A 25181-nucleotide genomic window follows, 5' to 3' on the forward strand; every position below is an offset into this window, starting at 1 on the left:
CTTCACCGGTGTGTGTGGGTCGGACCGCGCTCACGCCGCCGCTCCAGCCGCTGACGCTGCTGCTGTTAGGACGTCCGAGCAATACCGCATGCCGCGGCCCCGCGTTCGATTATCGCTCGGGGGGTCGTGGCGGGGAAACGGGTGTGGTCGCGGTCCGGGGTTCGATGGTGGCACCCCGCGGCCGCACAGGAGAAGCCGCCGGGCGCTGCTGCGACCCGGCGGCTGTGTCTGGTGGTCCCAGTCGGCGGGTCAGTTCGCTACGCGTACCGCGAGCGCGTCGCCGATCTCGTCCGTGGTGCGCGCGGCGGCGCCGGCCCGCTCGGTGAGGTCGGCGGCGACCGCCTCCTCGACGCGGGCGGCCTCGGTCTCGTACCCGAGGTGGCGGAGGAGCAGCGCGACGGAGAGGACGGTCGCGGTGGGGTCGGCCTTGCCCTGGCCCGCGATGTCGGGTGCGGAACCGTGGACGGGCTCGAACATCGACGGGAACGCGCCCGTCGGGTTGATGTTGCCGGACGCGGCCAGGCCGATGCCGCCGGTCACGGCGGCGGCGAGGTCGGTGAGGATGTCGCCGAAGAGGTTGTCGGTGACGATGACGTCGAAGCGCTCGGGTTGCGTGACGAAGAAGATCGTCGCGGCGTCGACGTGCAGGTAGTCGGTGGTGACCTCGGGGTACTCCTCGCCGACCTTGTCGAAGATCTTCTTCCACATGTGGCCGGCGTGGACGAGGACGTTGTTCTTGTGGACGAGCGTCAGCTTCTTGCGGGGGCGGGCCTTGGCCCGCTCGTACGCGTCGCGGACGACCCGCTCGACGCCGTACGCCGTGTTGACGCTGACCTCCGTGGCGACCTCGGCCGGCGTGCCGGTGCGCAGGCTGCCGCCGTTGCCCGTGTACGGGCCCTCGGTGCCCTCGCGCACGACGACGAAGTCGATGTCGGGGCGGCCCGCGAGCGGGGTCGCGGTCTGCGGGAAGAGCTTCGACGGGCGCAGGTTCACGTAGTGGTCGAAGGCGAAGCGCAGCTTCAGCAGCAGGCCCCGCTCCAGTACGCCGGGCGGCACGGACGGGTCGCCGATCGCGCCGAGGAGGATGGCGTCGTGGCCCTTGAGGGACTCCAGCTCCGCGTCGGGGAGGATCTCCCCCGTGCGGTGCCAGCGCCGGGCGCCGAGGTCGTACTCCCGGGTCTCCAGCTTCACGTCCTGCGGGAGGACCGCGCGAAGGACCTTGAGTCCCTGGGACACGACCTCCTGGCCGATGCCGTCACCGGGGATCACTGCGAGATTGATGCTGCGAGACATGGCGGCACCCTACTCCTCGTCCCATTGCCTGACACGAACCGTCCACCATGCGGACGGGTGGTGCATCGGACGGCGCCCGGACGGGCGGTGGCGCAGGGGCCGCGCGGCCGTCCGGGCGGGCCGGTCAGTGGCCGGTGGAGCCGCCGTTGTCACGGCGGTCCAGGGCGCGCTGGAGGGCGGCGGCGGCGTTCTTGCGCTCGGTCTCGGTGGGCCGGGTGCCCGTGTGGCGGACGCGGCGGGCGGCGGTGGCAGCGGTCATGGCGGGGCTCCTCTACAGGGCGGATGCTCGGGAGGCGCCGGAAGGGGCGGGGAGCGCTGCCGCAGGGGTGGCCTGCCGGGGGCACCGCGCTCTCGTCCGCCGTTCGCTGATGGAGCGAGACGTTCGGCTCCTACAAAGCTAAGCGAGCGCGCCGCCACTGTCTCCACAATTACTCGGACTTCCTACTATCTGAGACGGCGCACCCGCCCGGGCGCGCCGCGGCGGGGTCACAGCACGTCGCCGTCCCGCCAGTCGAACTGCAGGGGTCCGGCCTCGGGCACGGGCAGCGGCCGTCCGGCGGCGGGGCGCAGGAACGTGCAGTCCTCCTCGTCCGCCAGGTGGACCACGCCCCCCGGGCCGTACCCCTCGACGCGGCCGTTCCACAACTGCCAGCCGCGCGAGCGGTAGAGCGACGCGCCCTCGTCGGAGGCGGACAGGGCGCCGAAGTCGTACGCGCCGTCGACGACCTCCTCCAGCGCCGCCATCACACGGGCGCCCAGCCCCTGGCGGCGGCGCTCCGCCCGTACGCCCACGGCCTCGACGTACCCGACGCGGTGGGCGCGCCCGGCGTGGACGACGCGGCGCATGACGACGCTGCCGTGCGCCACGATCCGCCCGTCGTCGTCCTCGACGTAGGCGTGGACGCCGCCGAGGCCGTGCTCCCAGTCCTCCTCGCTCAGGTCGCCGTCGAAGGCGTCCTCCAGCGCGGCGCGGATCGCGGCGAGCACGGCCGGCCTCACCTCGTAGGTGTGGGCGGTATGGAGACGATCGTTCATACCGCCCACTGTGGCACCGCTCCCGTCGCGGCTCAGTACACGTTCACGCCATAGGCGGCGAGGGCCTCGCGCACCGGCTGGTGGATGGCCGAGCCACTGGTGCCCGTGCAGCCGGAGCTGCCGGAGTGGATGCCCAGGGCGACGGAGCCGGCGAAGTGGGCGCCGCCGCTGTCGCCGCCGGCGGAGCACGCCGTCGTGCGGACCATGCCGTAGACGGGGCCGTCGCTGTAGTTGACGGTGACGTTCACGGCGGTGACGGTGCCGCTGGTGACCTTGGTGGTGGAGCCGCTCTTGCGGATGGCCTGGCCGACGACCGCGTCGGCGGCGGAGGAGATGTCCTGGAGGCTTCCGTTGTGGAGGTTGACGCTGCCGGGCGTGTTCGCCGTGTCGGTGTAGCGCACGAGTCCGTAGTCGTTCGTCGGGAAGCTGGTGCCCTCGCGGACCCCGATGGAGGCGCCGCCGGAGGTGGCCGACCAGGTCGAGGAGATGTTGGTGCAGTGCCCGGCGGTCACGAAGTACCGGACGTTGTTCTTGGTGACGTTGAAGGCGGCCGAGCAGCGCGAGCCGCCGCCGTAGACGGCGTCGCCGCCCGCCACCTCGCGCGTGAGGACGCCGGGGACGCAGGTGACGCGCACGGCGCCGTCCAGGGACGCGGCGACCTCGCGGAGCCGGGCCATGTCGCGGGCGGAGACCGACGCGTCGGCCTCGACGGCGATCTGGTTGGTGCGCGGGTCCAGGCCCCAGGAGGTGCCGGGGATCCCGGCCCGCGCCTCCAGGGCGGCCATGGCGGCGTTCAACTGGGCGGCGCCGCGCCGGACGCGCTGGGGGACGGCGCCGGCGGCGCGGACCTTCGCGGCGGCCGCTTCGGTGGTGACGGTGACGACGAGCGCGCCGGTCTCGGCGTCGACGTAGGTGCCGGCGCTGTCGTCGCCGAGGGCCCGCTCGACGGCGGCGTCGAGGGCGTGGAGGGCCGCGGCGTCGGCGGCTCGGGGGGCGTCGGCGGTTCGGGGGGCGTCGGCGGTTCGGGGGGCGAGGGGGGCGTCCGAGGCTCCGGCCGGGGTGGCGCCGAGGCCGAGGGAGGCGGCGACGAGCAGGGCGGACAGGCCGGTGCGCGCACGGGTGGTGCGTCTCATGCCGGGGGCTCCTTCGTCGGTGGCGGGTGGGGCGTACCGAGGAAGGAATTTGACATGAACGCTTCATTGCCACAAGGGCGCGAACCCGCCGTCCCGCCCCGCCGGGCGGGCAAAAGGGGCCGCCCCCGTCCGGCGTGGGGGCCGGAGGGGGGCGGCGTCAGGGGCGGCCCTGCGGGCCGGGGCTCGGGTCAGCCCATGTGCGGGTAGCCGTACTCGGTCGGCGGGACCAGCGTCTCCTTGATCGCACGGGTCAGGGTCCAGCGCGACAGGTTCTGCGGGGCGCCGGCCTTGTCGTTGGTGCCGGAGGCGCGACCGCCGCCGAAGGGCTGCTGGCCGACGACGGCGCCGGTCGACTTGTCGTTGATGTAGAAGTTGCCCGCGGCGTACCGCAGCTTCTCCATCGCGTGCGCGACGGCGGCGCGGTCCTTGGCGATGACCGAACCGGTCAGCGCGTAGGCGGAGACCGACTCCATCTGGTCGAGCATGGCCTCGTACTGGTCGTCCTCGTACACGTGCACGGCGAGGATCGGGCCGAAGTACTCGTCCCGGAAGACCTCGTTCTCGGGGTCGGAGCACTCGATGACGGTCGGGCGGACGAAGTAGCCGACCGAGTCGTCGTACCTTCCGCCGGCGACGATCGTGCAGGCCGGGTCGGCCGCGGCGCGGTCGATCGCGGCCTTGTTCTTGGCGAACGCGCGCGCGTCGATGACGGCGCCGATGAAGTTCGTCAGGTCGGTGACGTCACCCATCCGGATGCCGTCGACCTCGGCCGCGAACTCCTCCTTGAAGCCGGAGTTCCAGAGGGAGGCCGGGATGTACGCGCGCGAGGTGGCCGAGCACTTCTGGCCCTGGTACTCGAAGGCGCCGCGGGTCAGCGCGGTCTTCAGGACGGCGCGGTCGGCGCTCGGGTGCGCGACGACGAAGTCCTTGCCGCCGGTCTCGCCGACGATCCGCGGGTAGGAGCGGTACTTCTCGATGTTGTTGCCGACGGTCTTCCACAGGTGCTGGAAGGTCTTCGTCGAACCGGTGAAGTGGATGCCGGCGAGCATCGGGTGCTCCAGGGCCACCTCGGAGACGGCGATGCCGTCGCCGGTCACCAGGTTGATGACGCCGGCGGGCAGGCCGGCCTCCTCCAGCAGCTCCATGAGCAGCACGGCGGCGTGGGTCTGCGTGGGGGACGGCTTCCACACGACGACGTTGCCCATGAGGGCGGGGGCGGTCGGCAGGTTGCCGGCGATCGCGGTGAAGTTGAACGGCGTGATCGCGTAGACGAAGCCCTCCAGCGGGCGGTGGTCCAGGCGGTTCCACACGCCGGGCGCGTTCGCCGGGGGCTGCTCGGCGAGCAGGTCACGGGCGTACTTGACGTTGAAGCGCCAGAAGTCGACGAGCTCGCACGGCGTGTCGATCTCCGCCTGCTGGGCGGTCTTCGACTGACCGAGCATGGTGGAGGCGGCCAGCGTCTCGCGCCACGGGCCGGACAGCAGCTCGGCGGCGCGCAGGAAGATCGCGGCACGGTCGTCGAAGGACATCGCGCGCCAGGCGGGGGCGGCGGCCAGGGCGGCGTCGACGGCGTCCTGGGCGTCCTGCTGGGTGGCGGCGGCGAAGGTGCCGATGACGGCCCGGTGGTTGTGCGGCTGGACGACGTCCACCCGCTCGCCGCCGCCCATGCGCTTGACGCCGCCGATGGTCATCGGCAGGTCGATCGGGTTCTCGGCCAGCTCCTTGAGCTTGGCCTCCAGCCGGGTCCGCTCGGCGGAGCCGGGGGCGTAGCCGTGCACCGGCTCGTTGACCGGGGCGGGAACCTGGGTCACAGCGTCCATGGGTCTCGTAACTCCTTGGGTGAGGGGTGTCGGGGGCGGGGCGCCCACGGGCTCCGGATCAGTTCTTGGTGATCATCGAGCGGACGAAGAACAGCAGGTTGGCCGGCTTCTCGGCGAGGCGGCGCATGAAGTAGCCGTACCAGTCGGTCCCGTACGCGGTGTAGACCCGCATCCGGTGGCCCTCGGCGGCCAGCCGGACGTGCTCCTCGCTGCGGATGCCGTACAGCATCTGGAACTCGTACTCGTCCAGTTTGCGCCCGTGGCGGCGCGCGAGCTCCTGCGTGATGGCGATGAGCCGCGGGTCGTGCGAGCCGATCATGGGGTAGCCCTCGCCCGCCATGAGGGTCTTCAGCACGCGGACGTAGGCCCGGTCGATCTCCGCCTTGTCCTGGTGGGCGACGGAGGCGGGCTCCTTGTAGGCGCCCTTCACCAGGCGGACGCGGCTGCCGTTCGCGGCGAGGCGGCGGGCGTCCTCCTCGGTGCGGAAGAGGTACGCCTGGATGACGCAGCCGGTCTGCGGGAAGTCCTTCCGCAGCTCCTCGTGGATGGCGAACATCGAGTCGAGGGTGGTGTGGTCCTCGGCGTCCAGCGTGACGGTGGTGCCGATCGAGGCGGCCGCCTCGACGACGGGCCGGACATTGGCGAGGGCCAGCTCGTGGCCGCCCTCCAGCGCCTGGCCGAACATCGACAGCTTGACGGACATCTCGGCCTTCTCGCCCAGGCCCAGCGGCTCCAGGTGCCGGATGAGCTCCAGGTAGGCGTCGCGGGCGGCGGTGGCCTGCTCGGGGGTGGTGATGTCCTCGCCGACCACGTCGAGGGTGACTTCGAGGCCCTTGTCCGCGAGGTCCGTGACGATCGGGACGACCTGGTCGACCGTCTCGCCGGGGATGAACCGGTCGACGACCGGCTTGGTCACCGGGGCCGCCGACACAATGCGGCGCATCTTGTCGCTGCGCGAAGCGGCGAGGATCACGGGACCCAGCACGGGGCACCTCCACGAACAGGGGTTGACAACAGGACCGGACGGCCGGAATCCGACATTGCGGAAACGGCACGGAGAACCACCGTGAAACCTAAGGATCTCCCCGGGCGCGGGCCATCGACACCTGTCACGCATCCGTGCCGCGGATCTCAGACAACTGTCTGAAGCGGTGGCAGAATGTCCGGGTGAAGGGCGACTACCAGGAACTGGTCGACGAGGTCTCGGCGCTCCTCGGCGCCCCGGCCACGCTGGAGAACCGGGATTTCGGGCTGATCGCCTTCGGCGCGCACGACAGCGACGACGCCTCCGCGATGGACCCGGTCCGTACGCGGTCGATCCTCACCCGCAGGTCCACGCCCGCCGTGCGGGCCTGGTTCGAGGGGTTCGGCATCGCCCGCGCCACCGGCCCCGTGCGCATCCCCGCCGCGCCGGACGCGGGCGTGTACCGCGACCGCCTCTGCCTCCCCGTACGCCACCGGGGCGTCGTCCTCGGGTACGTGTGGCTGCTGGACACCCCGCCCGGCCCCGCGCCGGAGCGGCTGGACGCGGCCATGGAGGTGACCGCGCGGATCGGGGCGCTGCTCGCCGACGAGGAGCGGGCCGGCGCCGACCTGGCGCGGGAGCTGCGGGCCGCGCTGACCGCGGAGCGGGAGTGGCAGTACGACCTGGCGCTGGCCGCGCTGCGCTCGGCGCTGGGCCCGGGCGCGGACGGGCTGCACGCCCTCGTGTGCGTCGCCCCGTGGCCGGGCGGCGACAGCCCTTCGGTCCGCACGGCCCCGGGCGCGGCGGCCCTGTGCACGGCGCCGTGGCCGGACACGGGCGCGGCGGGGCCGGGCTCGCCGTCGCCGGGTGCGTCGGGGCCGGACGCGGCGGGGCCGGGCGGCAGGGTCCTGGGCGCCCTGGTCCGCCTCCGCTCCGCCGAGGCCCTCTCCCCCGCGCTGACGGCCGGCGCCCGGCTGTGCGACGCGGCGGGGCCGGGCGCCGTCGCCGGGGTGGCCGCGCCGCGGCGCGGCCTGTCGGAGCTGGGCGCGGCCTGGGCACAGGCCGCGTCGGCGGCGCGCGCGGCGCTGGCCGAGCCGCACCTGGGGCCGGTCGCGCCCTGGACCTCCATCGGCCCGTACCGGCTGCTCACCGCCCTGCCCGCGGGGGCCGCGCGGGACCCGGCGGTACGGCCGCTGCTGGGCGGCGCGCACACCGAGCTGGTCCGCACCGCCGAGGTGTTCCTCGACCACGCGGGGCAGGCCGGCCGCACCGCCGCGGCGCTGGGCATCCACCGGCAGACCCTGTACTACCGCCTCTCCCGGGTCGAGCAGCTCACCGGCCTGGACCTCGACAGCGGCGAGGACCGGCTGCTGCTGCACATGGCGCTGAAGGCCCACCGCCTGCGCGGCGGGGCCGGGTGAGCGGCGCACGCCCCAGTTATTGAAAATAATAATCATTATGTTAGCGTCCGGGCACCGCGATCGACCTCTGCCCGGAAGGGTGCTCCCGTGCGCCACCAGCCTGTCCGCCGTCTCCTGCCCGCCGCCGCGCTCGTCTCGGCGTCCCTGCTGCTCGCCGGGTGCTTCGCCGCCCCCGGCGGTGCCGACGACGGCGGGGCGGGCGGCGGGAAGCGGATACGCGTCGCGATGATGAACCCGCCCCGCTCCGGGCTGTCGCCGCTCTCCGACGACGCGTTCAAGCTGTCCCGCTGGTCGACCGCCGAGACCCTCGTCACCCTCGACGCGGACGGCGACGCCCGTCCCGCCCTCGCCACCGCCTGGAAGCAGCACGGCACCCGCTGGACCTTCACCGTCCGCGACGGCGTCACCTTCCACGACGGCACGCCGCTCACCGCGCGGGACGTCGTCCGCTCCCTCACCCGCGCCGCGACCGCCTCCCCCAAGCCGCGGATCCTCGACGGCGTCGACCTCACCGCGACCGCCTCCGGGAAGACCGTCACCGTCACCACCGCCGCCCCCGACCCGCTGGTCCCCCAGCGGCTCAGCTCCCCGCAGCTGTCGATCCTGTCCGCCGGGGCGTACCGGGGGAAGACCGTCGACCCCGTCGGCACCGGCACCGGCGCCTTCCGCCTCACCAGGGTCGACGGCGCCTCCTCCGCCTCCCTCGACCGCTACGACGGCTACTGGGGCGGCAGGGCCAAGGCGCCCGGCATCGACGTCGTGTTCGTCCCCGACGGCACCGCCCGTGCCGCCGCGCTGCGCGCCGGCGAGGCCGACATCGTCGAGGCCGTGCCCGTCTCGCAGGCCGCCCTCCTCGACCCGGACCTCGTCACCGAGGTCCCCATGCCGCGCACCAACACGCTCTACCTCAACACCGCCGAGGGCCCCTTCAAGGACCCCGCGCTGCGGGCCGCCGCCCGCCGCGCCATCGACGCCGAGACGATCGTGAAGGGCGTGTACGAGGGCCGCGCCGACACCGCCGAGGGGCTGCTCGGCCCCGCCGTCGCCTGGGCGGACGACCTGCGCGCGCCCCGCCGGCCCGCCCCCGCCGCCGCCCCGCGGGGCGCCGTGATCACCATCGGCACCTTCACCGACCGCGCGGAGCTGCCCGAGGTCGCCCAGACCCTCCAGCAACAGTTGCGGAAGGCCGGCTTCGACGTGCGGCTGGAGGTGCGCGAGTACGCCGCCATCGAGGCGGACGCCCTGGCCGGCGCGTTCGACGCGTTCCTCCTGTCCCGCGCGACCGTCCTCGACTCCGGCGACCCCGCCGCGTACCTCTACAGCGACTTCGCCTCCCGCGGCTCCTTCAACCTCTCCCAGCTCGCCGACCCCGCCGTCGACGCCGCGCTCGGCAAGGCCGCCGCCGCCCCGGCCGGCGACGCCCGCCGCAGGGCCGTGATGGCCGCGGAGGCCGCCGTCCTCGCCACCGACGCCGCCGTGCCGCTCCTCCACGAGCGGGTCGTCCAGGGCGACGCCGCCGCCGTGTCGGGCGTCGCGCACGACCCGCGCGAGCGCCTGCTCGTCACGCCCGACACGTACGTCAAGTGACCGCCCCCGCCGCCGCGGGCGTCCGGGCCGGGGCGACCCGGGCCCTCGCGCTCGCCGCCGTCCTCGCCGGCGTCGGCCTGCTGCCCTGGTACTCCGGCCGCGACCCCGCCCTGACCGTCCTGCGCGCCCGGTCTGCCGAGCAGGAGCCCACCGCCGAGGCGCTCGCCGCGATCCGCGCCGACCTCGGTCTGGACGCCGGGCCGGCCGCGCTCCTCGCCGACTGGGCGTCCGGGCTGCTCCGCGGCGACCTGGGCACCTCGTGGGTGTCCGGTGCCGACGTCCTCCCGGCCGTCACCGCGGGCCTGGAGGTGTCGCTCGGCCTCATGGGCGCCGCGCTCGCCGTGGCGCTGCCCGTCGCCGCCGCCCTCGTCGCGCCCGTCCTGGTGCGCGGCCGGGGCACCGCCGGGGCGGTCGCCGCGATGCTCGCCGCCGTACCGGAGTTCCTCCTCGCGACGGTCGCCCTCGTCGTCGGCGGGGTGTGGCTCGGCTGGTTCCCGACGGCGGGCTGGGCGGGCCCGGCCCACCTGGTGCTGCCCGCCGTCGCGCTGGGCGTCCCGGCGGGCGGGCTGCTGGGGCGGCTCGCCGCCGACGCGCTGCCCGCCGTCCTCGACGAGCGGTGGGCCGAACTGTGGCGGGCCGCGGGCGTCACCCGGGCCCGCGTCGCGCGCGCCGCGCTGCGGCGCGTCCTGCCCCCGCTGGTCCCGCAGTTCGGGCTGGTCGTCGTGGGGCTGACGGGCGGCGCGGTCGCCGTCGAGACGGTCTTCGCCGTGCCGGGCATCGGCCGTACGGCGCTGGGCGCGGCCCGGTCGCAGGACCTGCCGCTGCTCCAGGGCGCCGTGCTGGCGCTGCTGCTGCTCGGCCTCGCGGTGGGCGGCGCGGCGGCGCTCGTACGGCACCGGATGCTCGGGCCCGGCCTGCGTGCCGCGGGGCTGACGCTGCCGGCGCCGCGCCCGCCGCGGGTCGAACCGGCCGTCCCGGTGGCGCTGGCCGTCCTGCTGCTCGGGGTGATCGGCTGGGGCCTGCTGCGCGACCCGTACGCCGTGGACACCGCCACCCGGCTCGCCCCGCCGTCGTACGCGCACCCCCTCGGCACCGACGGTCTCGGCCGGGACGTGCTGGCCCGCCTCGGGCACGGCGCGGCGGCGACGGTCGGCACGGCCGCCGCGGTGTGCGCGCTGAGCTTCCTGCTGGCGCTGGCGCTGGGGTTCGCGCCGAACCTCGCCGCGGGCACCTCCGACATCGCGAACGCGCTGCCGCCGGTGATCACCGGCATCCTCGTCGCCGCGGCGTACGGGCCGGGCACCGGCGGGGCGGCCCTCGCCGTGGCGCTCGTCTCCTGGCCGCCGCTCGCCGCGCACGCCGCCGCCCTGGTGCAGGAGGTGCGGGCGTCCGGCTTCCTGCTGGCCCAGCGGGCCATCGGCGCCGGACCGGGGTGGGTGCTGACCCGGCACGTCCTGCCGTCCGTGGCGGGCCCGGTGGCCCGGCACGCCCTGCTGCGGCTGCCCGGCACGGCCCTGGCGCTCGCGTCGTTGGGGTTCCTCGGCCTGGGCGCGCAGCCGCCCGCGCCCGAGTGGGGGCTGCTGCTGGACGAGTCGCGGGCGTACGTGGAGCGGGCCCCCTGGGCCGCCCTCGCGCCCGCCGCCGCCCTCGCCGTGCTCGCCGCCCTGGCCGTGTCCGCCGCCGCGTACGGCGCCTCCGCCCGCCCCCGTGCCCGCTCCGGGAAAGTCCCCTCTCGTGCCCGCTGACGAGCCGCTCCTGACCGTCCGCGCCCCGCGGATCTCCCTCGACGACGCCGAAGCCGTACGCGGGCCGTCCTTCGACGGCGCCGAGACCGTACGCGGACTGCCCTTCGACGCCCCCACCCGCTCTCCCCGCTCCCCCCCCCGCTCCTGGAAGGCCCCCTCCCGTGCCCGCTGACGAGCCGCTCCTGACCGTCCGCGACCTGCGGATCTCCCTCGACGGCGCCGAAGCCGTACGCGGGCTGTCCTTCGACGTCCGCGCCGGGGAGGTCCTCGCGTTGGCCGGGGAGTCCGGCGCGGGCAAGTCCCTGACCGCGCGGGCGCTGCTCGGCCTGGTGCCGCGCGGCGCCGAGGTGCGGGGCGGCGTACGGCTGCGCGGCGGGACGGAACTGGTCGGCGCGAAGCCCCGCGCGCTCGCCGCTCTGTGGGGCCGGCGCATCGCCCTCGTCCCGCAGGACGCGCTGTCCGCCCTCTCCCCCGTGCACCCGGTCGGCGACCAGCTCGCCGCCGCCGTACGGTCCCTGCGGGGCGTCTCCCGCCGCGAGGCGCGCGCCCGCGCCGCCGCGGCACTGGACCGGGTCGGCATCCCCGCCGCCCGCTGCGGCGCGTACCCGCACGAGCTGTCCGGCGGCATGCGCCAGCGGGCCGTCATCGCGCTGGCGACGGTCGGCGGACCCGACCTGGTCGTCGCCGACGAGCCCACCACCGCCCTCGACCCGGACCTGCGCGACCAGGTGCTGCGCCTGCTGGCCGAGCGGCGGGAGGAGACCGGCGCGGCGCTCGTCCTCGTCACCCACGACCTGGAGGCCGTCCGCGACCACGCCGACCGCGTCCTCGTCCTGTACGCGGGCCGGCACGTCGAGTCGGGTCCGGCACCGCTCGTCCTCGACCGCCCCCGCGCCCCGTACACGGCCGGGCTCCTCGCCTCCCTCCCGCCCGCCGTGCCGGTCCCCGGCCGGGGCCGGCGGCTGCCCGCGATCGGCGGGGCACCGCCCGGGCCCGGCGAGCCGGCCGCCGGGTGCGCGTTCGCGCCGCGCTGTCCGCTGGCCGAGGACCGCTGCCGCGCCGACGTGCCCGGGCCACGCCGCGTGGGCGCGGCGGCGGACGGCCGGGAGGTCTCCTGCCACCGCGCGGCCGAGCTGCCCGACCCGCTCGGCGAGCTGTTCCCGGAGGCGGTGTGAGCGCGCTGCTGGAAGTGCGCGACCTGGTCGTCCGGTACGGGACGACGGTCGCCGTGGACCGCGTGTCGTTCGAGGTGCGCGCCGGCGAGACCCTCGCGCTGGTGGGCCCGTCCGGCTGCGGCAAGTCGTCCACGGCGGCGGCCGCGCTGCTGCTGCGCCGCCCGGACGGCGGCGAGGTGTGGTTCGAGGGCCGCGAGCTGACCCGGCTGCCCGAACGGGAGCTGCGGGGGCTGCGGCCCGCGATGCAGCCGGTGTTCCAGGACCCGTACGGCTCGCTCAGCCCCCGGCAGCGCGTCCGCGACGCGGTCGCCGAGCCGCTGCGCGTCCAGGGCCGCTGGGACGCGGCGACCGGGCCGGCGCGGGTCGCCGAACTGCTGGCGCTGGTCGGCCTCGACGCCGCGCACGGTGAGCGGCGGCCGCACGAGCTGTCGGGCGGCCAGTGCCAGCGCGTCGGCATCGCCCGCGCCCTGGCGAGCGGGCCGCGGCTGCTGGTGCTCGACGAGCCGGTGTCCGCCCTCGACCCGAGCGTCCGGGCGGGCGTGCTGAACCTGCTGGCGCGGCTCCAGGAGACCCTGGGGCTGGGCTACCTGTTCATCTGCCACGACATGGCGCTGGTACGGCACTTCGCGGACCGTACGGCCGAGATGCGGGCCGGCCGTCTGGTGCGGGTCTCGTGAGCGCCCTCGCCCGGCTGCTGATCGGCAGCCAGTTCGCGTTCAACACCGGTTTCTTCGCCGTACTGCCGTACCTGGCGGGCCACTTGAGCGGCACGCTCGGGCTGGGCGGCTGGCTGGTCGGCCTCGTCCTGGGGCTGCGGACCTTCAGCCAGCAGGGGTTGTTCGTGGTGGGCGGCGCGCTGACCGACCGGTTCGGGCCGCGCCCGGTGGTGCTGGCGGGGTGCGCGCTGCGCGTGGCGGGCTTCGCGTGGCTCGCACGGGCGGAGGCGGTGTGGGCGGTGGTCGCCGCGGTGGTCCTGGTCGGTTTCGCCGCGGCCCTGTTCTCGCCGGCCGTCGAGTCGGAGGTGGCGCGGGAGGCGGTACGGCTGGAGGAGGCCGTGGGCCTGCCGCGCACCCGGGTCCTGGCCCGGTTCTCCGCGGCGGGCCAGGCCGGCGCGCTGCTCGGGCCGGCGCTGGGCGCGGTGCTGCTGGCCGGTGACTTCCGGGTGGCGTGCGGGGCGGGGGCGGTGGTCTTCCTGCTGGTGCTGGCCGGGCACGCGCGGCTCATGCCCCGCCGGGCGGGCACGGTGGGCCCGACGCGCACGCCGCCGGGGCTGGGCGGGGCGCTGCGCCACCGCCGTTTCCTGGCGCTGACGGCCGCGTACGCGGCGTACCTGCTGGCGTACAACCAGCTCTACCTGGCGCTGCCCGCCGAAGTGGACCGGACGGCGGGCTCGCAGGCCGCGCTGGGATGGCTGTTCGCGCTGTCGTCGGCGCTCGTGGTGGCGGGGCAGCTACCGCTGGAGCGGTGGGCCGCGCGGCGGCTGTCCTGGGGCGCGTCGGTCCGGGTCGGCCTGGTCGTGGTCGCGGCGGCGTTCGCGGCGGGCGGGGCGCTGCGGGGCACGGGCGGCCCGTGGTCGGCGGTGGTGTTCGTGGTGCTGCTGGCGGCGGGCCAGATGCTCGTGTCCCCGGCCGTGCGGGCGTGGCTGCCGGACCTGGTGGACGAGCGGCGGCTGGGGCTGTACACGGGGGCGATGTCGTCGCTGGCGGGCCTGGTGGTCCTGGTGGGCGGCGCCCCGGCGGGCGCCCTGGTGGAGACGGGCTGGTACTGGCCGGTCCTGGCGGCGGTCGCGCTGCTGGGGGCCGCGGTGGTGCCGCGCGGCGCGGCCCGGGGCCGTACCGGAGCGGACCGCGCCGCCGCCAGGGACGGGGCCGGCGCCTAGGGCGGGCGCGGGCCGCGGTGGACGCGCGGCGCCCCCGCGCCCCCGCGCGCACGGGGTGCGGGCGGGGGCGCCGGGTGGTGCGGAGGGGCCGTCAGGTCAGGTTGACGGAGCGGACGGAGGTGGCGCCCACCTCTTCGCCCAGCTCCGTGAGGACCGGCGGCGGCACCGTGTCGTCGACGGTCAGGACCGCCAGGGCCTCGCCGCCCTCCTCGGCGCGGGAGACCTGCATGCCGGCGATGTTCAGGCCGGCCTCGCCGAGGATGCGGCCGACCGTGCCGACGACACCCGGGCGGTCCTCGTAGCGCAGGACGACCATGTGGTCGGCGAGGGCGAGGTCCACGTCGTAGTCACCGACGGCGACGATCTTCTGGAGGTGCTTGGGGCCGACCAGCGTGCCGGACACGGCGACCTCCTCACCGTTGCCGAGCGTGCCCCGGACGGTGATGACGTTGCGGTGGTCGGGGGACTCGCTGCTCGTGGTGAGCCGCACCTCGACGCCGCGCTCCTGCGCGAACAGCGGGGCGTTCACGTACGAGACGGTCTCGTCGACGACGTCCTCGAAGACGCCCTTGAGGGCGGACAGCTCCAGCACCTTGACGTCGTGCTGGGTGATCTCGCCGTAGACCTCGACGTCGAGGCGGACCGCGACCTCGCCGGAGAGGGCCGTGAAGATCCGGCCGAGGCGCTCGGCCAGCGGCAGGCCCGGCTTGACGTCCTCCGCGATGACGCCGCCCTGGACGTTCACCGCGTCGGGGACCAGCTCGCCGGCGAGGGCGAGGCGCACCGAGCGGGCGACGGCGATGCCGGCCTTCTCCTGCGCCTCGTCCGTGGACGCGCCGAGGTGCGGCGTGCAGACGACCTGGTCGAACTGGAACAGCGGCGAGTCCGTGCACGGCTCCTTCGCGTACACGTCGAGGCCGGCGCCGGCGACGCGGCCCTCCTTCAGCGCCGAGTACAGCGCCTCCTCGTCGACGATGCCGCCGCGCGCGGCGTTGACGATGCGGACGGTCGGCTTGACCTTGTGCAGCGCGTCGTCCCCGATGAGGCCGATCGTCTCGGGCGTCTTCGGCAGGTGGACGGTGATGAAGTCGGAGACCTCCAGCAGCTCGTCCAGGGAGAGCAGCTTGACGCCCATCTGCGCGGCGCGGGCCGGCTGGACGTACGGGTCGTAGGCGACGACCTTCATGCCGAACGCGGACATGCGCTGGGCGACCAGGACGCCGATGCGGCCGAGGCCGACGACGCCGAGGGTCTTCTCGCTCAGCTCGACGCCGGTGTACTTGCTGCGCTTCCACTCGCCGTTCTTCAGGGCGGTGTTGGCCTGCGGGATGTTGCGGGCCGTGGCGATCAGCAGGCCGCAGGCGAGCTCGGCGGCGGTGACGATGTTGGACGTCGGGGCGTTGACGACCATCACGCCGGCCTTGGTGGCGGCGGAGACGTCGACGTTGTCCAGACCCACGCCCGCGCGGGCGACGACCTTGAGCTTGTTCGCGGCGGCGATGGCCTCGGCGTCGACCTTGGTGGCGGAGCGGATCAGGATCGCGTCGACGTCGGCGATGGCGGGGAGCAGCTCCTCGCGGTTCGCGCCGTTGCAGTGCCGGATCTCGAAATCGGGGCCGAGGGCGTCGACGGTGGCGGGCGACAGCTCTTCAGCGATGAGTACGACGGGTTTCGAGCTCACGTGAGGTCCTCACAAGTCCAGTGCGGACGGCCGTCCCGACGGCCGCAGGCGGTGGAGGGGGGCTTGCCGCGTGGAAGACGCACGACGCTGTGGGCCTGACGCGTATTGCTGTGCAGTGTAGTAGCGGCGGAAGCCGATTTCTGCGCCTCGTTGGCAGGATCACCCACACGAGGCTGGACGCCGTGGACAAGCCCCACGCGGACGGGGCGGGGAAGGCGGGGAAAGACGGCGGGGCCGGGCGCTTCGCCCGGCCCCGCCGCCGAGAGGCTCAGGCCTCGTCGTTGTCCACCCAGCTCATGAGCTTGCGCAGCTCCTTGCCGGTGGTCTCCAGCAGGTGCTCGGCGTCCTGCGTCTTGTACTCCTGGTACTTCTTCAGGCCGCCGTGGTACTCGTCCATCCAGTTCTTGGCGAACGTGCCGTCCTGGATCTCGGCGAGGACCTTCTTCATCTCGGCCTTGGTGGCGTCGGTGATGATGCGCGGGCCCGTGACGTAGTCGCCCCACTCGGCGGTCTCGGAGACCGACCAGCGCATCTTCTCCAGGCCGCCCTCGTACATGAGGTCGACGATCAGCTTCAGCTCGTGGAGGCACTCGAAGTAGGCGATCTCCGGCTGGTAGCCGGCCTCGACCAGGGTCTCGAAGCCCGCCTTGACCAGCGCGGAGGTGCCGCCGCAGAGCACGGCCTGCTCGCCGAACAGGTCGGTCTCGGTCTCCTCGGTGAAGGTCGTCTTGATGACGCCCGCACGCGTGCCGCCGATGGCCTTGGCGTACGAGAGGGCGAGGGCGAAGGCGTTGCCGGTGGCATCCTGCTCGACGGCGGCGATCGCCGGGACGCCGCGGCCCTCCTCGTACTGGCGGCGGACCAGGTGGCCCGGGCCCTTCGGGGCGACCAGGGCGACGTCCACGCCGGCCGGGGGCTTGATGAAGCCGAAGCGGACGTTGAAGCCGTGGGCGAAGAACAGCGCGTCGCCGTCCTTCAGGTTGCCCTTGATGGAGTCCTCGTAGACCTGGGCCTGGATCGGGTCCGGGATGAGGATCATGATCACGTCGGCCTCGGCCGCGGCCTCCGCCGGGGTGACGACGCGCAGGCCCTGCTCCTCGGCCTTGGCCTTGGACTTGGAGCCCTCGTGCAGACCGACGCGGACGTCGACACCGGAGTCGCGGAGGGACAGCGCGTGGGCGTGGCCCTGACTGCCGTAACCGATCACCGCGACCTTGCGGCCCTGGATGATGGACAGGTCGGCGTCGTCGTCGTAGAACAGCTCGGCCACTGGGTTTCTCCTTGGGTGTTCTGGTGGTGCGTCCCACCGTACGGTGGGGAGGGATGAGGACGTTGGGGGGTCTCGCTACGCGGACTACGCCGAGCGGTCGAGGGCGCGCAGCGACCGGTCCGTGATGGACCGGGCACCACGCCCTATGGCGATCGTGCCGGACTGGACGAGCTCCTTGATGCCGAACTGCTCCAGCATCTTCAGCATCGCTTCGAGCTTGTCACTCGATCCGGTGGCCTCGATGGTCACCGCCTCGGGCGAGACGTCGACGGTCTTGGCGCGGAACAGCTGGACGATCTCGACGATCTGGGAGCGGGTCTCGTTGTCGGCGCGGACCTTCACCAGGACGAGCTCGCGCTGGATCGCGGCGCCGGGCTCGAGTTCGACGATCTTCAGGACGTTGACCAGCTTGTTGAGCTGCTTGGTCACCTGCTCCAGCGGCAGGTCCTCGACATTGACCACGATGGTGATGCGGGAGATGTCGGGGTGCTCGGTGACGCCGACGGCGAGCGAGTCGATGTTGAAGCCGCGGCGGGAGAACAGGGCGGCGATCCGGGCCAGGATGCCGGGGGTGTTCTCCACCAGGACGGAGAGCGTGTGCTTGGACATGGTTTCTTGACTCAGCTCTCTCTCAGTCGTCTTCGCTGTCGCCGAAGTCGGGGCGGACGCCGCGGGCGGCCATGACCTCGTCGTTGGAGGTGCCGGCGGCGACCATGGGCCACACCTGGGCGTCCTCGTGGACGATGAAGTCGATGACGACGGGGCGGTCGTCGATGGCGTTGGCCTCGGCGATGACCTTGTCCAGGTCCTCGGGGCGCTCGCAGCGCATCGCGACGCAGCCCATCGCCTCGGACAGCTTCACGAAGTCCGGGATGCGGGTGCCGGCGCTGGGCTCCTTGCCCGACGCCTCCGGGCCGGAGTGCAGGACGGTGTTGGAGTAGCGCTGGTTGTAGAACAGCGTCTGCCACTGGCGGACCATGCCGAGGGCGCCGTTGTTGATGATGGCGACCTTGATCGGGATGTTGTTCAGCGCGCAGGTGACCAGTTCCTGGTTGGTCATCTGGAAGCAGCCGTCGCCGTCGATGGCCCAGACGGTGCGGTGCGGGGCGCCGGCCTTGGCGCCCATCGCGGCCGGGACGGCGTAGCCCATGGTCCCGGCGCCGCCGGAGTTGAGCCAGGTGGCCGGCTCGTCGTAGTCGATGAAGTGGGCGGCCCACATCTGGTGCTGGCCGACGCCCGCCGCGAAGATCGTGCCCTCGGGGGCCAACTGCCCGATGCGCTGGATGACCTGCTGGGGGGCGAGGCTGCCGTCCTCCGGCTGGTCGTAGCCGAGGGGGTAGGTCTCGCGCCAGCGGTTGAGGTCCTTCCACCAGGCGCTGTAGTCCCCGGTGTGGCCGGCGGTGTGCTCGGCCTGGACGGCCTGGACGAGGTCGGCGATGACCTCGCGGGCGTCGCCGACGATCGGCACGTCGGCGGTGCGGTTCTTGCCGATCTCGGCCGGGTCGATGTCGGCGTGGACGACCTTGGCGTACGGGGCGAAGCTGTCCAGCTTCCCGGTGACGCGGTCGTCGAAGCGGGCGCCCAGCGCGACGATCAGGTCGGCCTTCTGCAGGGCGGTGACGGCGGTGACGGAGCCGTGCATGCCGGGCATGCCGACGTGCTGCGGGTGCGTGTCGGGGAAGGCGCCGAGGGCCATCAGCGTGGTGGTGACGGGGGCGCCGGTCAGCTCGGCGAGGACCTTCAGCTCGGCGGTGGCGCCGGCCTTCAGGACGCCGCCGCCGACGTACAGGACGGGGCGCTTGGCGGAGGTGATCAGCTTGGCGGCCTCGCGGATCTGCTTGGCGTGCGGCTTGGTGACCGGGCGGTAGCCGGGCAGGTCCGTCTGCGGGGGCCAACTGAACGTGGTCTTCGCCTGGAGGGCGTCCTTGGCGATGTCGACGAGGACGGGGCCGGGGCGGCCGGTGGAGGCGATGTGGAAGGCCTCGGCGATGGTCCTCGGGATGTCCTCGGCCTTGGTGACCAGGAAGTTGTGCTTGGTGATCGGCATGGTGATGCCGCAGATGTCGGCCTCCTGGAAGGCGTCGGTGCCGATCGCCTTGGAGGAGACCTGGCCGGTGATCGCGACGAGCGGGACGGAGTCCATGTGGGCGTCGGCGATCGGGGTGACCAGGTTGGTGGCGCCGGGGCCGGAGGTGGCCATGCAGACGCCGACCTTGCCGGTGGCCTGGGCGTAACCGGTCGCGGCGTGGCCGGCTCCCTGCTCGTGGCGGACCAGGATGTGGCGGACCTTGGTGGAGTCCATCATCGGGTCGTAGGCGGGCAGGATCGCGCCGCCGGGGATGCCGAACACCGTGTCGGCCCCGACTTCCTCGAGAGAGCGGATGAGGGACTGGGCGCCCGTGACGTGCTCAACGGTGGCGGAGGGCTGTCCGCCGGAACGGGGCCGTGGCTGCGGGTGGTGGGCCCCGGTGGCCTGCTCGGTCATCGGCAATCTCTTCTCGAAGCTGAGGGTGGTGACGAGAGTTCTCGGCGGGTCTGTCGGTGTCTGTCAGGGTGTGTCGCGAGGCGCCGGTGCAACAAAAAACCCCTCGTGCCGTGAGGCAAGCGAGGGGAGCGCGCCGGTGGAAGTCCGCAGGGCCGTGGTGGACCTGCTCAGCCGACGCGCTTTCCAAGTACGAGAATTCGGGTGCGCATGGCAATGACCCTCTACCCGGCGCACCGTCAGTGTCAAGTGGGTGGGACGCGAGTCTCATTATGTGAGCACATCGAGGGAAGCGGGCGGGCCGGGAGCGCCTGGACGGAGACCGCGCCGCCGGTGAGGGCGGGCAGGGAGACCGCGCCGGGCACCGGGAAGGTGTCGCGCACCAGGGCCCGGCGGAGCCGGTGTTCGTCGAGCGGCCCGGAGAAGGCCGCCCCCTGCGCGTGCGTGCAGCCCATGGCCCGCAGGGCGAGGACCTGCTCCGGTACGTCGACGCCCTCGGCGACGGACTGGAGGCCGAGGTCGCCGGCGATCCTGAGCAGCCCGCCGGTGATCTTGTGGAGCCTGGCGGACTCGACCACGCCCTCCACGAGGCCCCGGTCCAGTTTCAGGATGTCGACGGGGAGCCTGCGGAGGGCGTTGATCGCGGCGTACCCGCTGCCGAAGCCGTCGAGGGCGATGCGGACGCCGAGCCGCCGGAGGGCGACGAGGCGCTGCTCCAGTTCGTCGAAGGGGAGGCGCGGGTCGCTGTCGGCCAGCTCGACGACGAGGGCGCCGGCGGGCAGGCCGTGCCGGGTGAGCAGCGCCTCGATCGTGCCGAGCGGTACGGACCGGTCGAGGAGGCGGCGGGCGGGCACGCGGACGGAGACGGGGGCGCGGTGGCCCTGGCGGCGGCGTTCGGCGGCCTGCCCGATGGCCTCCTCCAGCATCCAGTGGCTGAGCTCGGCGGTGCGCTCCCCGGCGTCGTCCGTGACGCGGAGGAACTCCGCGGGGGTGAACAGGATGCCCTGGGCGGAGCGCCAGCGGGCCTGCGCGGCGACGGCGGCGACCCGGCCCGTGGCCAGCTCCACGACGGGCTGGTGGAGGAGGGCGAACTCGCCGTCGTGCAGCGCGGTGCGCAGCCGGGCGGTCAGCTCCGTGCGGCGGACGGCCTCGGCCTGCATCTGGGGCGCGTACAGCTCGACGCGGTTCTTGCCGCCGGCCTTGGCGCGGTACATGGCCAGGTCGGCGTTGCGCAGGAGGTCGCCGGCGGTGATGCCGGGCTCGGCGAAGGCGACGCCGATGGACGCGGCGACGCGGACCTCGGCGCCCTCGACCTGGTACGGCTGGGAGAGCGTGAGGCGGAGCCGGTCGGCGATCTCGTGGACCTGGAACTCACGGGCGGCGGGGTCGTGGCCGGCGTCCCCGGCGATGAGCGCGGCGAACTCGTCGCCGCCGAGCCGGGCGGCCGTGTCCCCTGCCCGTACGGACTCCTGGAGGCGGCGGGCGGCCTGGATCAGCAGCTCGTCGCCGGCCTGGTGGCCGAGGCGGTCGTTGACGCCCTTGAAGCCGTCGAGGTCGATGAAGAGCACGGCCGTGCCCGAGTCGCCGGAGCGGCGGCCGCTGAGGGCCTGCCGGACGCGCCGGGTGAACAGCGCGCGGTTGGGCAGGTCGGTGAGCGGGTCGTGTTCGGCGCTGTGCTGGAGCTGGGCCTGGAGGCGGACGCGCTCGGTGACGTCGCGGCTGTTGAAGATCAGGCCGCCCTCGTGGCGGTTGACGGTGGACTCGACGTTGAGCCACTCGCCCGCGCCGGACCGGAAGCGGCACTCGATGCGCGTGGTGGGCTCCTCGGACGGCGGTGCGGCGAGGAACCTGCGCACCTCGTGGACGACGCCGCCGAGGTCGTCGGGGTGGATGAGCGCGGCCAGCTCCGTGCCCACGAGCTCGTCGGCGTCCCGTCCGTACACGCCGGACGCGGCGGGGCTGACGTAGCGGAGGACGCCGCTGGGGGCGGCGATCATGATGACGTCGCTGGAGCTCTGGACCAGGGACCGGAAGTGGTTCTCCTTCTCGGCCAGCTCCTGGGTGAGGGCGATGTTGTCGAGCAGCATGATGCCCTGCCGGACGACCAGGGCGAGCACGACCGCGCAGCCGGTGAAGACGACGAAGCGGTCCACGCGGCGGCCTTCGACGAAGAAGTACAGGATGCTGAGGGTGCAGACCCCGGCCGCGAGGTACGGCGTGAGCGCGGCGAGCGAGCCGGCGATGGGGCGGCCGGGATGCCGCTGCGGGCGCTGCTCGCGCTCCGGGGAGGGCGGCTCGGCTCCCCTGCGCGCGCCCCAGGGGGCGTACGCGAGGAGCAGGGAGCCCGCGAACCAGCCGGCGTCGAGGAGCTGCCCCGAGCGGTACGCGTCCCGCAGCAGCGGGGACGTGAACAGGGCGTCGCACAGCACCGTGAGGGCCAGGGCGGCGACGGCGGTGTGGACCGCCGAGCGGTTCCCCTTGGAGCGGCGGAAGTGCAGGGCGAGGAGCATGCTCACGAGAACGATGTCGAGCAGCGGGTAGGCCAGGGCGAGGGCCGCGCGGGCGACGCTCTCGCCGTCGACGCGCGCCGTGTGCGCGAGGGCGAGGCTCCAGGAGAGCGTGAGCAGCGAGCCGGCGATCAGCCAGGAGTCCAGCGCGAGGCAGACCCAGCCGGCGCGGGTGACGGGGCGTTTGGCGAGGACGAGCAGCCCGACGATCGCGGGCGGCGCGAACAGCAGGAAGAAGAGGTCGGCGAGCGACGAGTCGGGCACCGGTTGGTCCAGCACCACCTCATACCACCCCCAGACGGCGTTGCCGCAGGCGGCCATGGCGGAGGAGAACGCGAACAGCAGCCAGGCCGGACGGAAGGGGCTGCCGTGGGCGCGGGCGTAGCGGAAGCACGAGACCGCGGCGGCCAGGGCGGCGGCGCTCAGGCCGAAATCACCCATGATCAGGGCCAGTTCCTCGGACCCCCAGCCGAACAGCGCGCCCGTCGCGTAGCCGCCGCAGAGGAGGGCGAGGAGCAGTTGTCCTCTCGCGCCACCCGCGCCGCCACCCGCTCCGCCGCCGGGAGGGCCGCCGGGCGCCTCTTCTTCGGTCACCGGCCGGCGGTCGGTGACGAGGCCGGGGGCGCTCATCGGAACGCCCCCATCCGGAGGATCTCCGTCCGGAAAGTTTCGGTCCGGAGGGGTCCGGCCCGGAAGGTCCGGCCGCCCCGCCGCTTCGGATCGTCGCTGTATCGACCGCGCATCGCCCGTCGCCCCCCTCGGATTGTGATCGGCAATCACGTCGGCATCACGTCTTCCCCGGTGCCGGTTCTCATGCTCGACGTGCCCCCAAGTCGTGACGATACACCAGGATCGTCACACAGCGACAGGGCTCCTATACGCTCCGTAACGATCAAGTCGGTTATACGCACGCACTGCACTCGAAACGATCCGGATCGTATAGGTCCGGACGTACCGGTTGCAGACAAAGCGCATCGGTACGTTCCCCCGGAACGGGCGGAAGGAACATGCCGCCGGTACGGGACGCGGGCAAAGGCGCGCGGAACGTGCCGGACGGCGTGATCTAGCCGGTGGTCAGGACGACGTTGCGCAGCGGCTCCCCGGTCGCGAACCGGGTGAGCTGATCGACGATCAGCCGCTTGGCGCGCGGCATGAACGCCGAGGTGGAACCACCCACATGGGGGCTGATCAGCACGCCCGGCGCATGCCAGAGGGGGTGCCCGGCCGGCAGCGGCTCGGGGTCGGTGACGTCGAGCGCGGCGGTGACGCGGCCGCTCTCGACCTCCGCGAGGAGGGCCTCGGTGTCCACGACGGGGCCCCGGGCGACGTTGACGAGCAGCGCGCCGTCCTTCATGCGGGACAGGAAGGCGGCGTCGGCGAGGTGGCGGGTGTCCTCGGTGAGCGGGGTCGAGAGGATCACCACGTCGGCTTCGGGGAGGAGGGTGCGCAGATCGGTGAGTGAGTGCACGGGACCGCGCGCTGTGGTGCGGGCGGAGCGCGCGACGCGCATGACCCGCGCGCACTCGAAGGGTGCGAGCCGGTCCTCGATGGCCGCGCCGATGGAGCCGTACCCGACGATCAACACGGACTTGTCGGCGAGCGCCGGGAAGAAACCGCCCCGCCACTCCTCCCGGTCCTGGCGGCGGACGAACCCGGGGATGCCGCGCAGCGACGCCAGCACCAGCGCCAGGGCGAGCTCCGCCGTACTCGCCTCGTGAACGCCCCTGGCGTTGCACAGCGCCACGCCGGGCGGCATGGCGGAGAGGCCCGGCGTCACGTGGTCCACGCCGGCGGACAGGGTCTGGACGACCCGCAGCGAGGTCATCGCGGCGAGCGGGCGCACCGCGACCTCCGTGCTCTTCATGTACGGGACGACGTAGAAGGCGCAGTCGGCCGGGTCGGCCGGGAGGTCGGCGCCGCCGTCCCAGAAGCGGTAGGTGAACCCGGTCGCGGACGGGTCCGGAAGGCCCTCGACGTCGTCGGCGGGGAGGGGCAGCCACACATCGGTGGTCACGTCAGCAGTCATGCCCTGGAGGCTAAGCGAAGGGAACGGCCCGCCATTGGTTAGTTTTGGTGGGCCGCACAGGGAGGTACGGGGAGTTGGAGCGCAGGACACTCGGGGCGACCGGGTTCGAGGTGGGGGCGGTCGGCCTCGGCTGCATGCCGATGAGTTGGGCGTACAGCACCTCCCAGCAGCGCGGCGACCGCTCGCTGCGCGCCGTGCACGCCGCGCTCGACGCGGGGGTGAGCCTGCTCGACACCGCCGACATGTACGGGCCGTTCACCAACGAGCTGCTGCTGGGCCGGGTGCTGAAGGAGCGGCGCGCGGACGCGTTCGTCGCGACCAAGTGCGGGCTGCTGGTGGGCGACGGGCACATCGTGGCCAACGGGCGGCCCGCGTACGTGCGCCGGGCGTGCGACGCGTCGCTGCGGCGGCTCCAGACGGACGTGATCGACCTGTACCAGCTGCACCGGGCCGATCCGGAGGTGCCGGTCGAGGAGACCTGGGGCGCCATGGCGGAGCTGGTGGCCGCCGGGAAGGTGCGCGCGCTGGGATGGTGCGCCGTGGGGGTGGGCGGCGCGCGGCGCGGGGGCCCGTACGGGCGGTACGACGGAACGGTTCGCCAGTTGGAGCGCGTCCAGCAGGTGTTCCCGGTGAGCACCGTGCAGGCGGAGCTGTCCGTGTGGTCGCCGGAGGCGCTGGCGCGGCTGCTGCCCTGGTGCGCGGCGCGCGGCGTGGGGTTCCTCGCGGCGATGCCGCTGGGCAGCGGTTTCCTGACCGGGACGCTGACGCCGGGCGGCGGGTTCGAGCCGGACGACCCGCGGGCCCGGCACCCGCGGTTCACCGCGGAGATGATGGCCGCGAACCAGCCGCTGGTCGCCGGGCTGCGCCGGGTGGCCGAGCGGCACGGCGGCGCGGCGGCCGGGGTGACTCCGGCTCAGGTGGCGCTGGCGTGGACGCTGGCGCAGGGCCGGCACGTCGTCCCCGTGCCGGGCACGAAGCGGGAGCGCTGGGCGGTGGAGAACGCGCGGGCGGCCGGACTGGCGCTGACCGCGCGGGACCTGGCGGAGATCGCGGCGCTCCCGCCGGCGCGGGGCTCCTGGGACTGAGGTGCCCGGCCCGCGGACCGGAGCGGTGCGCCGGGAGCGCCTAGGCTGGGCGGGACGGGCTCCACTCCGCCGCGGGGA

The 25181-nt window shown here is 74.0% G+C and carries 20 protein-coding genes; 8 read left to right on the forward strand and 12 right to left on the reverse strand.

What is annotated here, in order from left to right:
* Positions 1-249 precede the first annotated feature (249 nt).
* The 6 genes from AC07D6_RS08390 to AC07D6_RS08415 form a co-directional block, all read right to left on the reverse strand.
* Entirely contained in the window at positions 250-1293 is a 1044-nt protein-coding gene (locus AC07D6_RS08390) for a 3-isopropylmalate dehydrogenase (protein WP_315875491.1), read from the reverse strand.
* 124 nt (positions 1294-1417) lie between these two features.
* Positions 1418-1552 carry a hypothetical protein gene (locus AC07D6_RS08395; RefSeq protein ID WP_315875492.1) on the reverse strand — a complete coding sequence of 45 codons (135 nt, stop codon included), beginning with the start codon at positions 1550-1552 and terminating at the stop codon, positions 1418-1420.
* Positions 1553-1779: 227 nt separating this feature from the next.
* Positions 1780-2328 (reverse strand): GNAT family N-acetyltransferase, encoded by a 549-nt coding sequence (locus AC07D6_RS08400; RefSeq protein WP_479042999.1) that lies wholly within the window; start codon positions 2326-2328, stop codon positions 1780-1782.
* A 32-nt stretch (positions 2329-2360) separates the two neighbouring features.
* Entirely contained in the window at positions 2361-3461 is a 1101-nt protein-coding gene (locus AC07D6_RS08405; protein ID WP_479043000.1) for a S1 family peptidase, read from the reverse strand.
* Positions 3462-3649: 188 nt separating this feature from the next.
* Positions 3650-5281: an L-glutamate gamma-semialdehyde dehydrogenase gene (gene pruA / locus AC07D6_RS08410; protein ID WP_479043001.1), complete on the reverse strand. Its 1632-nt coding sequence runs from the start codon at positions 5279-5281 to the stop codon at positions 3650-3652.
* Positions 5282-5339: 58 nt separating this feature from the next.
* On the reverse strand, positions 5340-6266 hold the full coding sequence (locus AC07D6_RS08415; RefSeq protein ID WP_479043003.1) for a proline dehydrogenase family protein: 927 nt from the start codon (positions 6264-6266) through the stop codon (positions 5340-5342).
* 182 nt (positions 6267-6448) lie between these two features.
* Between AC07D6_RS08415 and AC07D6_RS08420 the strand changes: the two genes are divergently transcribed.
* The 7 genes from AC07D6_RS08420 (at position 6449) to AC07D6_RS08450 (ending at position 14052) form a co-directional block, all read left to right on the forward strand.
* Positions 6449-7666, forward strand: a complete 1218-nt coding sequence (locus AC07D6_RS08420) for a PucR family transcriptional regulator (RefSeq protein ID WP_479043004.1) — start codon at positions 6449-6451, stop codon at positions 7664-7666.
* 87 nt (positions 7667-7753) lie between these two features.
* Positions 7754-9253, forward strand: a complete 1500-nt coding sequence (locus AC07D6_RS08425) for an ABC transporter substrate-binding protein (protein ID WP_479043005.1) — start codon at positions 7754-7756, stop codon at positions 9251-9253.
* On the forward strand, positions 9250-10998 hold the full coding sequence (locus tag AC07D6_RS08430) for an ABC transporter permease subunit (protein WP_479043007.1): 1749 nt from the start codon (positions 9250-9252) through the stop codon (positions 10996-10998). The genes AC07D6_RS08425 and AC07D6_RS08430 overlap by 4 nt, the downstream gene beginning before the upstream one ends.
* Positions 10988-11170 carry a hypothetical protein gene (locus AC07D6_RS08435; RefSeq protein ID WP_479043008.1) on the forward strand — a complete coding sequence of 61 codons (183 nt, stop codon included), beginning with the start codon at positions 10988-10990 and terminating at the stop codon, positions 11168-11170. Before AC07D6_RS08430 ends, AC07D6_RS08435 begins: the two co-directional genes overlap by 11 nt.
* Positions 11160-12173, forward strand: coding sequence for an ABC transporter ATP-binding protein (locus tag AC07D6_RS08440; RefSeq protein WP_479043009.1), 1014 nt, complete (start codon positions 11160-11162; stop codon positions 12171-12173). Before AC07D6_RS08435 ends, AC07D6_RS08440 begins: the two co-directional genes overlap by 11 nt.
* On the forward strand, positions 12170-12850 hold the full coding sequence (locus tag AC07D6_RS08445) for a dipeptide/oligopeptide/nickel ABC transporter ATP-binding protein (RefSeq protein ID WP_315875502.1): 681 nt from the start codon (positions 12170-12172) through the stop codon (positions 12848-12850). The genes AC07D6_RS08440 and AC07D6_RS08445 overlap by 4 nt, the downstream gene beginning before the upstream one ends.
* Positions 12847-14052 (forward strand): MFS transporter, encoded by a 1206-nt coding sequence (locus AC07D6_RS08450; protein WP_479043010.1) that lies wholly within the window; start codon positions 12847-12849, stop codon positions 14050-14052. Before AC07D6_RS08445 ends, AC07D6_RS08450 begins: the two co-directional genes overlap by 4 nt.
* A 91-nt stretch (positions 14053-14143) precedes the next feature.
* Here AC07D6_RS08450 and serA read toward each other — a convergent pair whose 3' ends face one another.
* From serA to AC07D6_RS08480, 6 genes are all read right to left on the reverse strand, one after another.
* A complete protein-coding gene (gene serA / locus AC07D6_RS08455) occupies positions 14144-15733 on the reverse strand; it encodes a phosphoglycerate dehydrogenase (RefSeq protein ID WP_315875504.1) in 1590 nt (529 codons plus the stop codon).
* 268 nt (positions 15734-16001) lie between these two features.
* The gene (ilvC, locus tag AC07D6_RS08460; RefSeq protein ID WP_315875505.1) at positions 16002-17003 is read right to left on the reverse strand and encodes a ketol-acid reductoisomerase; all 1002 of its coding nucleotides are present in this window, start codon (positions 17001-17003) and stop codon (positions 16002-16004) included.
* A gap of 84 nt (positions 17004-17087) precedes the next feature.
* The gene (ilvN, locus tag AC07D6_RS08465) at positions 17088-17612 is read right to left on the reverse strand and encodes an acetolactate synthase small subunit (RefSeq protein ID WP_071263920.1); all 525 of its coding nucleotides are present in this window, start codon (positions 17610-17612) and stop codon (positions 17088-17090) included.
* A 22-nt stretch (positions 17613-17634) separates the two neighbouring features.
* Complete coding sequence (locus AC07D6_RS08470) at positions 17635-19488, reverse strand: acetolactate synthase large subunit (protein WP_479043012.1); 1854 nt, start codon at positions 19486-19488, stop codon at positions 17635-17637.
* 242 nt (positions 19489-19730) lie between these two features.
* Positions 19731-22622 (reverse strand): putative bifunctional diguanylate cyclase/phosphodiesterase, encoded by a 2892-nt coding sequence (locus tag AC07D6_RS08475; RefSeq protein ID WP_479043013.1) that lies wholly within the window; start codon positions 22620-22622, stop codon positions 19731-19733.
* A gap of 433 nt (positions 22623-23055) precedes the next feature.
* Positions 23056-24018, reverse strand: coding sequence for a 2-hydroxyacid dehydrogenase (locus AC07D6_RS08480; protein WP_479043015.1), 963 nt, complete (start codon positions 24016-24018; stop codon positions 23056-23058).
* A gap of 74 nt (positions 24019-24092) precedes the next feature.
* On the opposite strand from AC07D6_RS08480, the gene AC07D6_RS08485 reads away from it, so the two are divergent.
* The gene (locus AC07D6_RS08485; protein ID WP_315875509.1) at positions 24093-25103 is read left to right on the forward strand and encodes an aldo/keto reductase; all 1011 of its coding nucleotides are present in this window, start codon (positions 24093-24095) and stop codon (positions 25101-25103) included.
* Positions 25104-25181 lie beyond the last annotated feature (78 nt).

This window comes from Streptomyces sp. NPDC045287 (assembly GCF_056432325.1).

Bases quoted from the DNA above. Each gene is read 5' to 3' on its own strand.
- AC07D6_RS08470 (WP_479043012.1), bottom strand. From the start codon at position 19,488: ATGACCGAGCAGGCCACCGGGGCCCACCACCCGCAGCCACGGCCCCGT.
- AC07D6_RS08395 (WP_315875492.1), bottom strand. From the start codon at position 1,552: ATGACCGCTGCCACCGCCGCCCGCCGCGTCCGCCACACGGGCACCCGG.
- AC07D6_RS08405 (WP_479043000.1), bottom strand. From the start codon at position 3,461: ATGAGACGCACCACCCGTGCGCGCACCGGCCTGTCCGCCCTGCTCGTC.
- AC07D6_RS08475 (WP_479043013.1), bottom strand. From the start codon at position 22,622: ATGAGCGCCCCCGGCCTCGTCACCGACCGCCGGCCGGTGACCGAAGAA.
- AC07D6_RS08480 (WP_479043015.1), bottom strand. From the start codon at position 24,018: ATGACTGCTGACGTGACCACCGATGTGTGGCTGCCCCTCCCCGCCGAC.
- AC07D6_RS08390 (WP_315875491.1), bottom strand. From the start codon at position 1,293: ATGTCTCGCAGCATCAATCTCGCAGTGATCCCCGGTGACGGCATCGGC.
- pruA (WP_479043001.1), bottom strand. From the start codon at position 5,281: ATGGACGCTGTGACCCAGGTTCCCGCCCCGGTCAACGAGCCGGTGCAC.
- ilvN (WP_071263920.1), bottom strand. From the start codon at position 17,612: ATGTCCAAGCACACGCTCTCCGTCCTGGTGGAGAACACCCCCGGCATC.
- AC07D6_RS08400 (WP_479042999.1), bottom strand. From the start codon at position 2,328: ATGAACGATCGTCTCCATACCGCCCACACCTACGAGGTGAGGCCGGCC.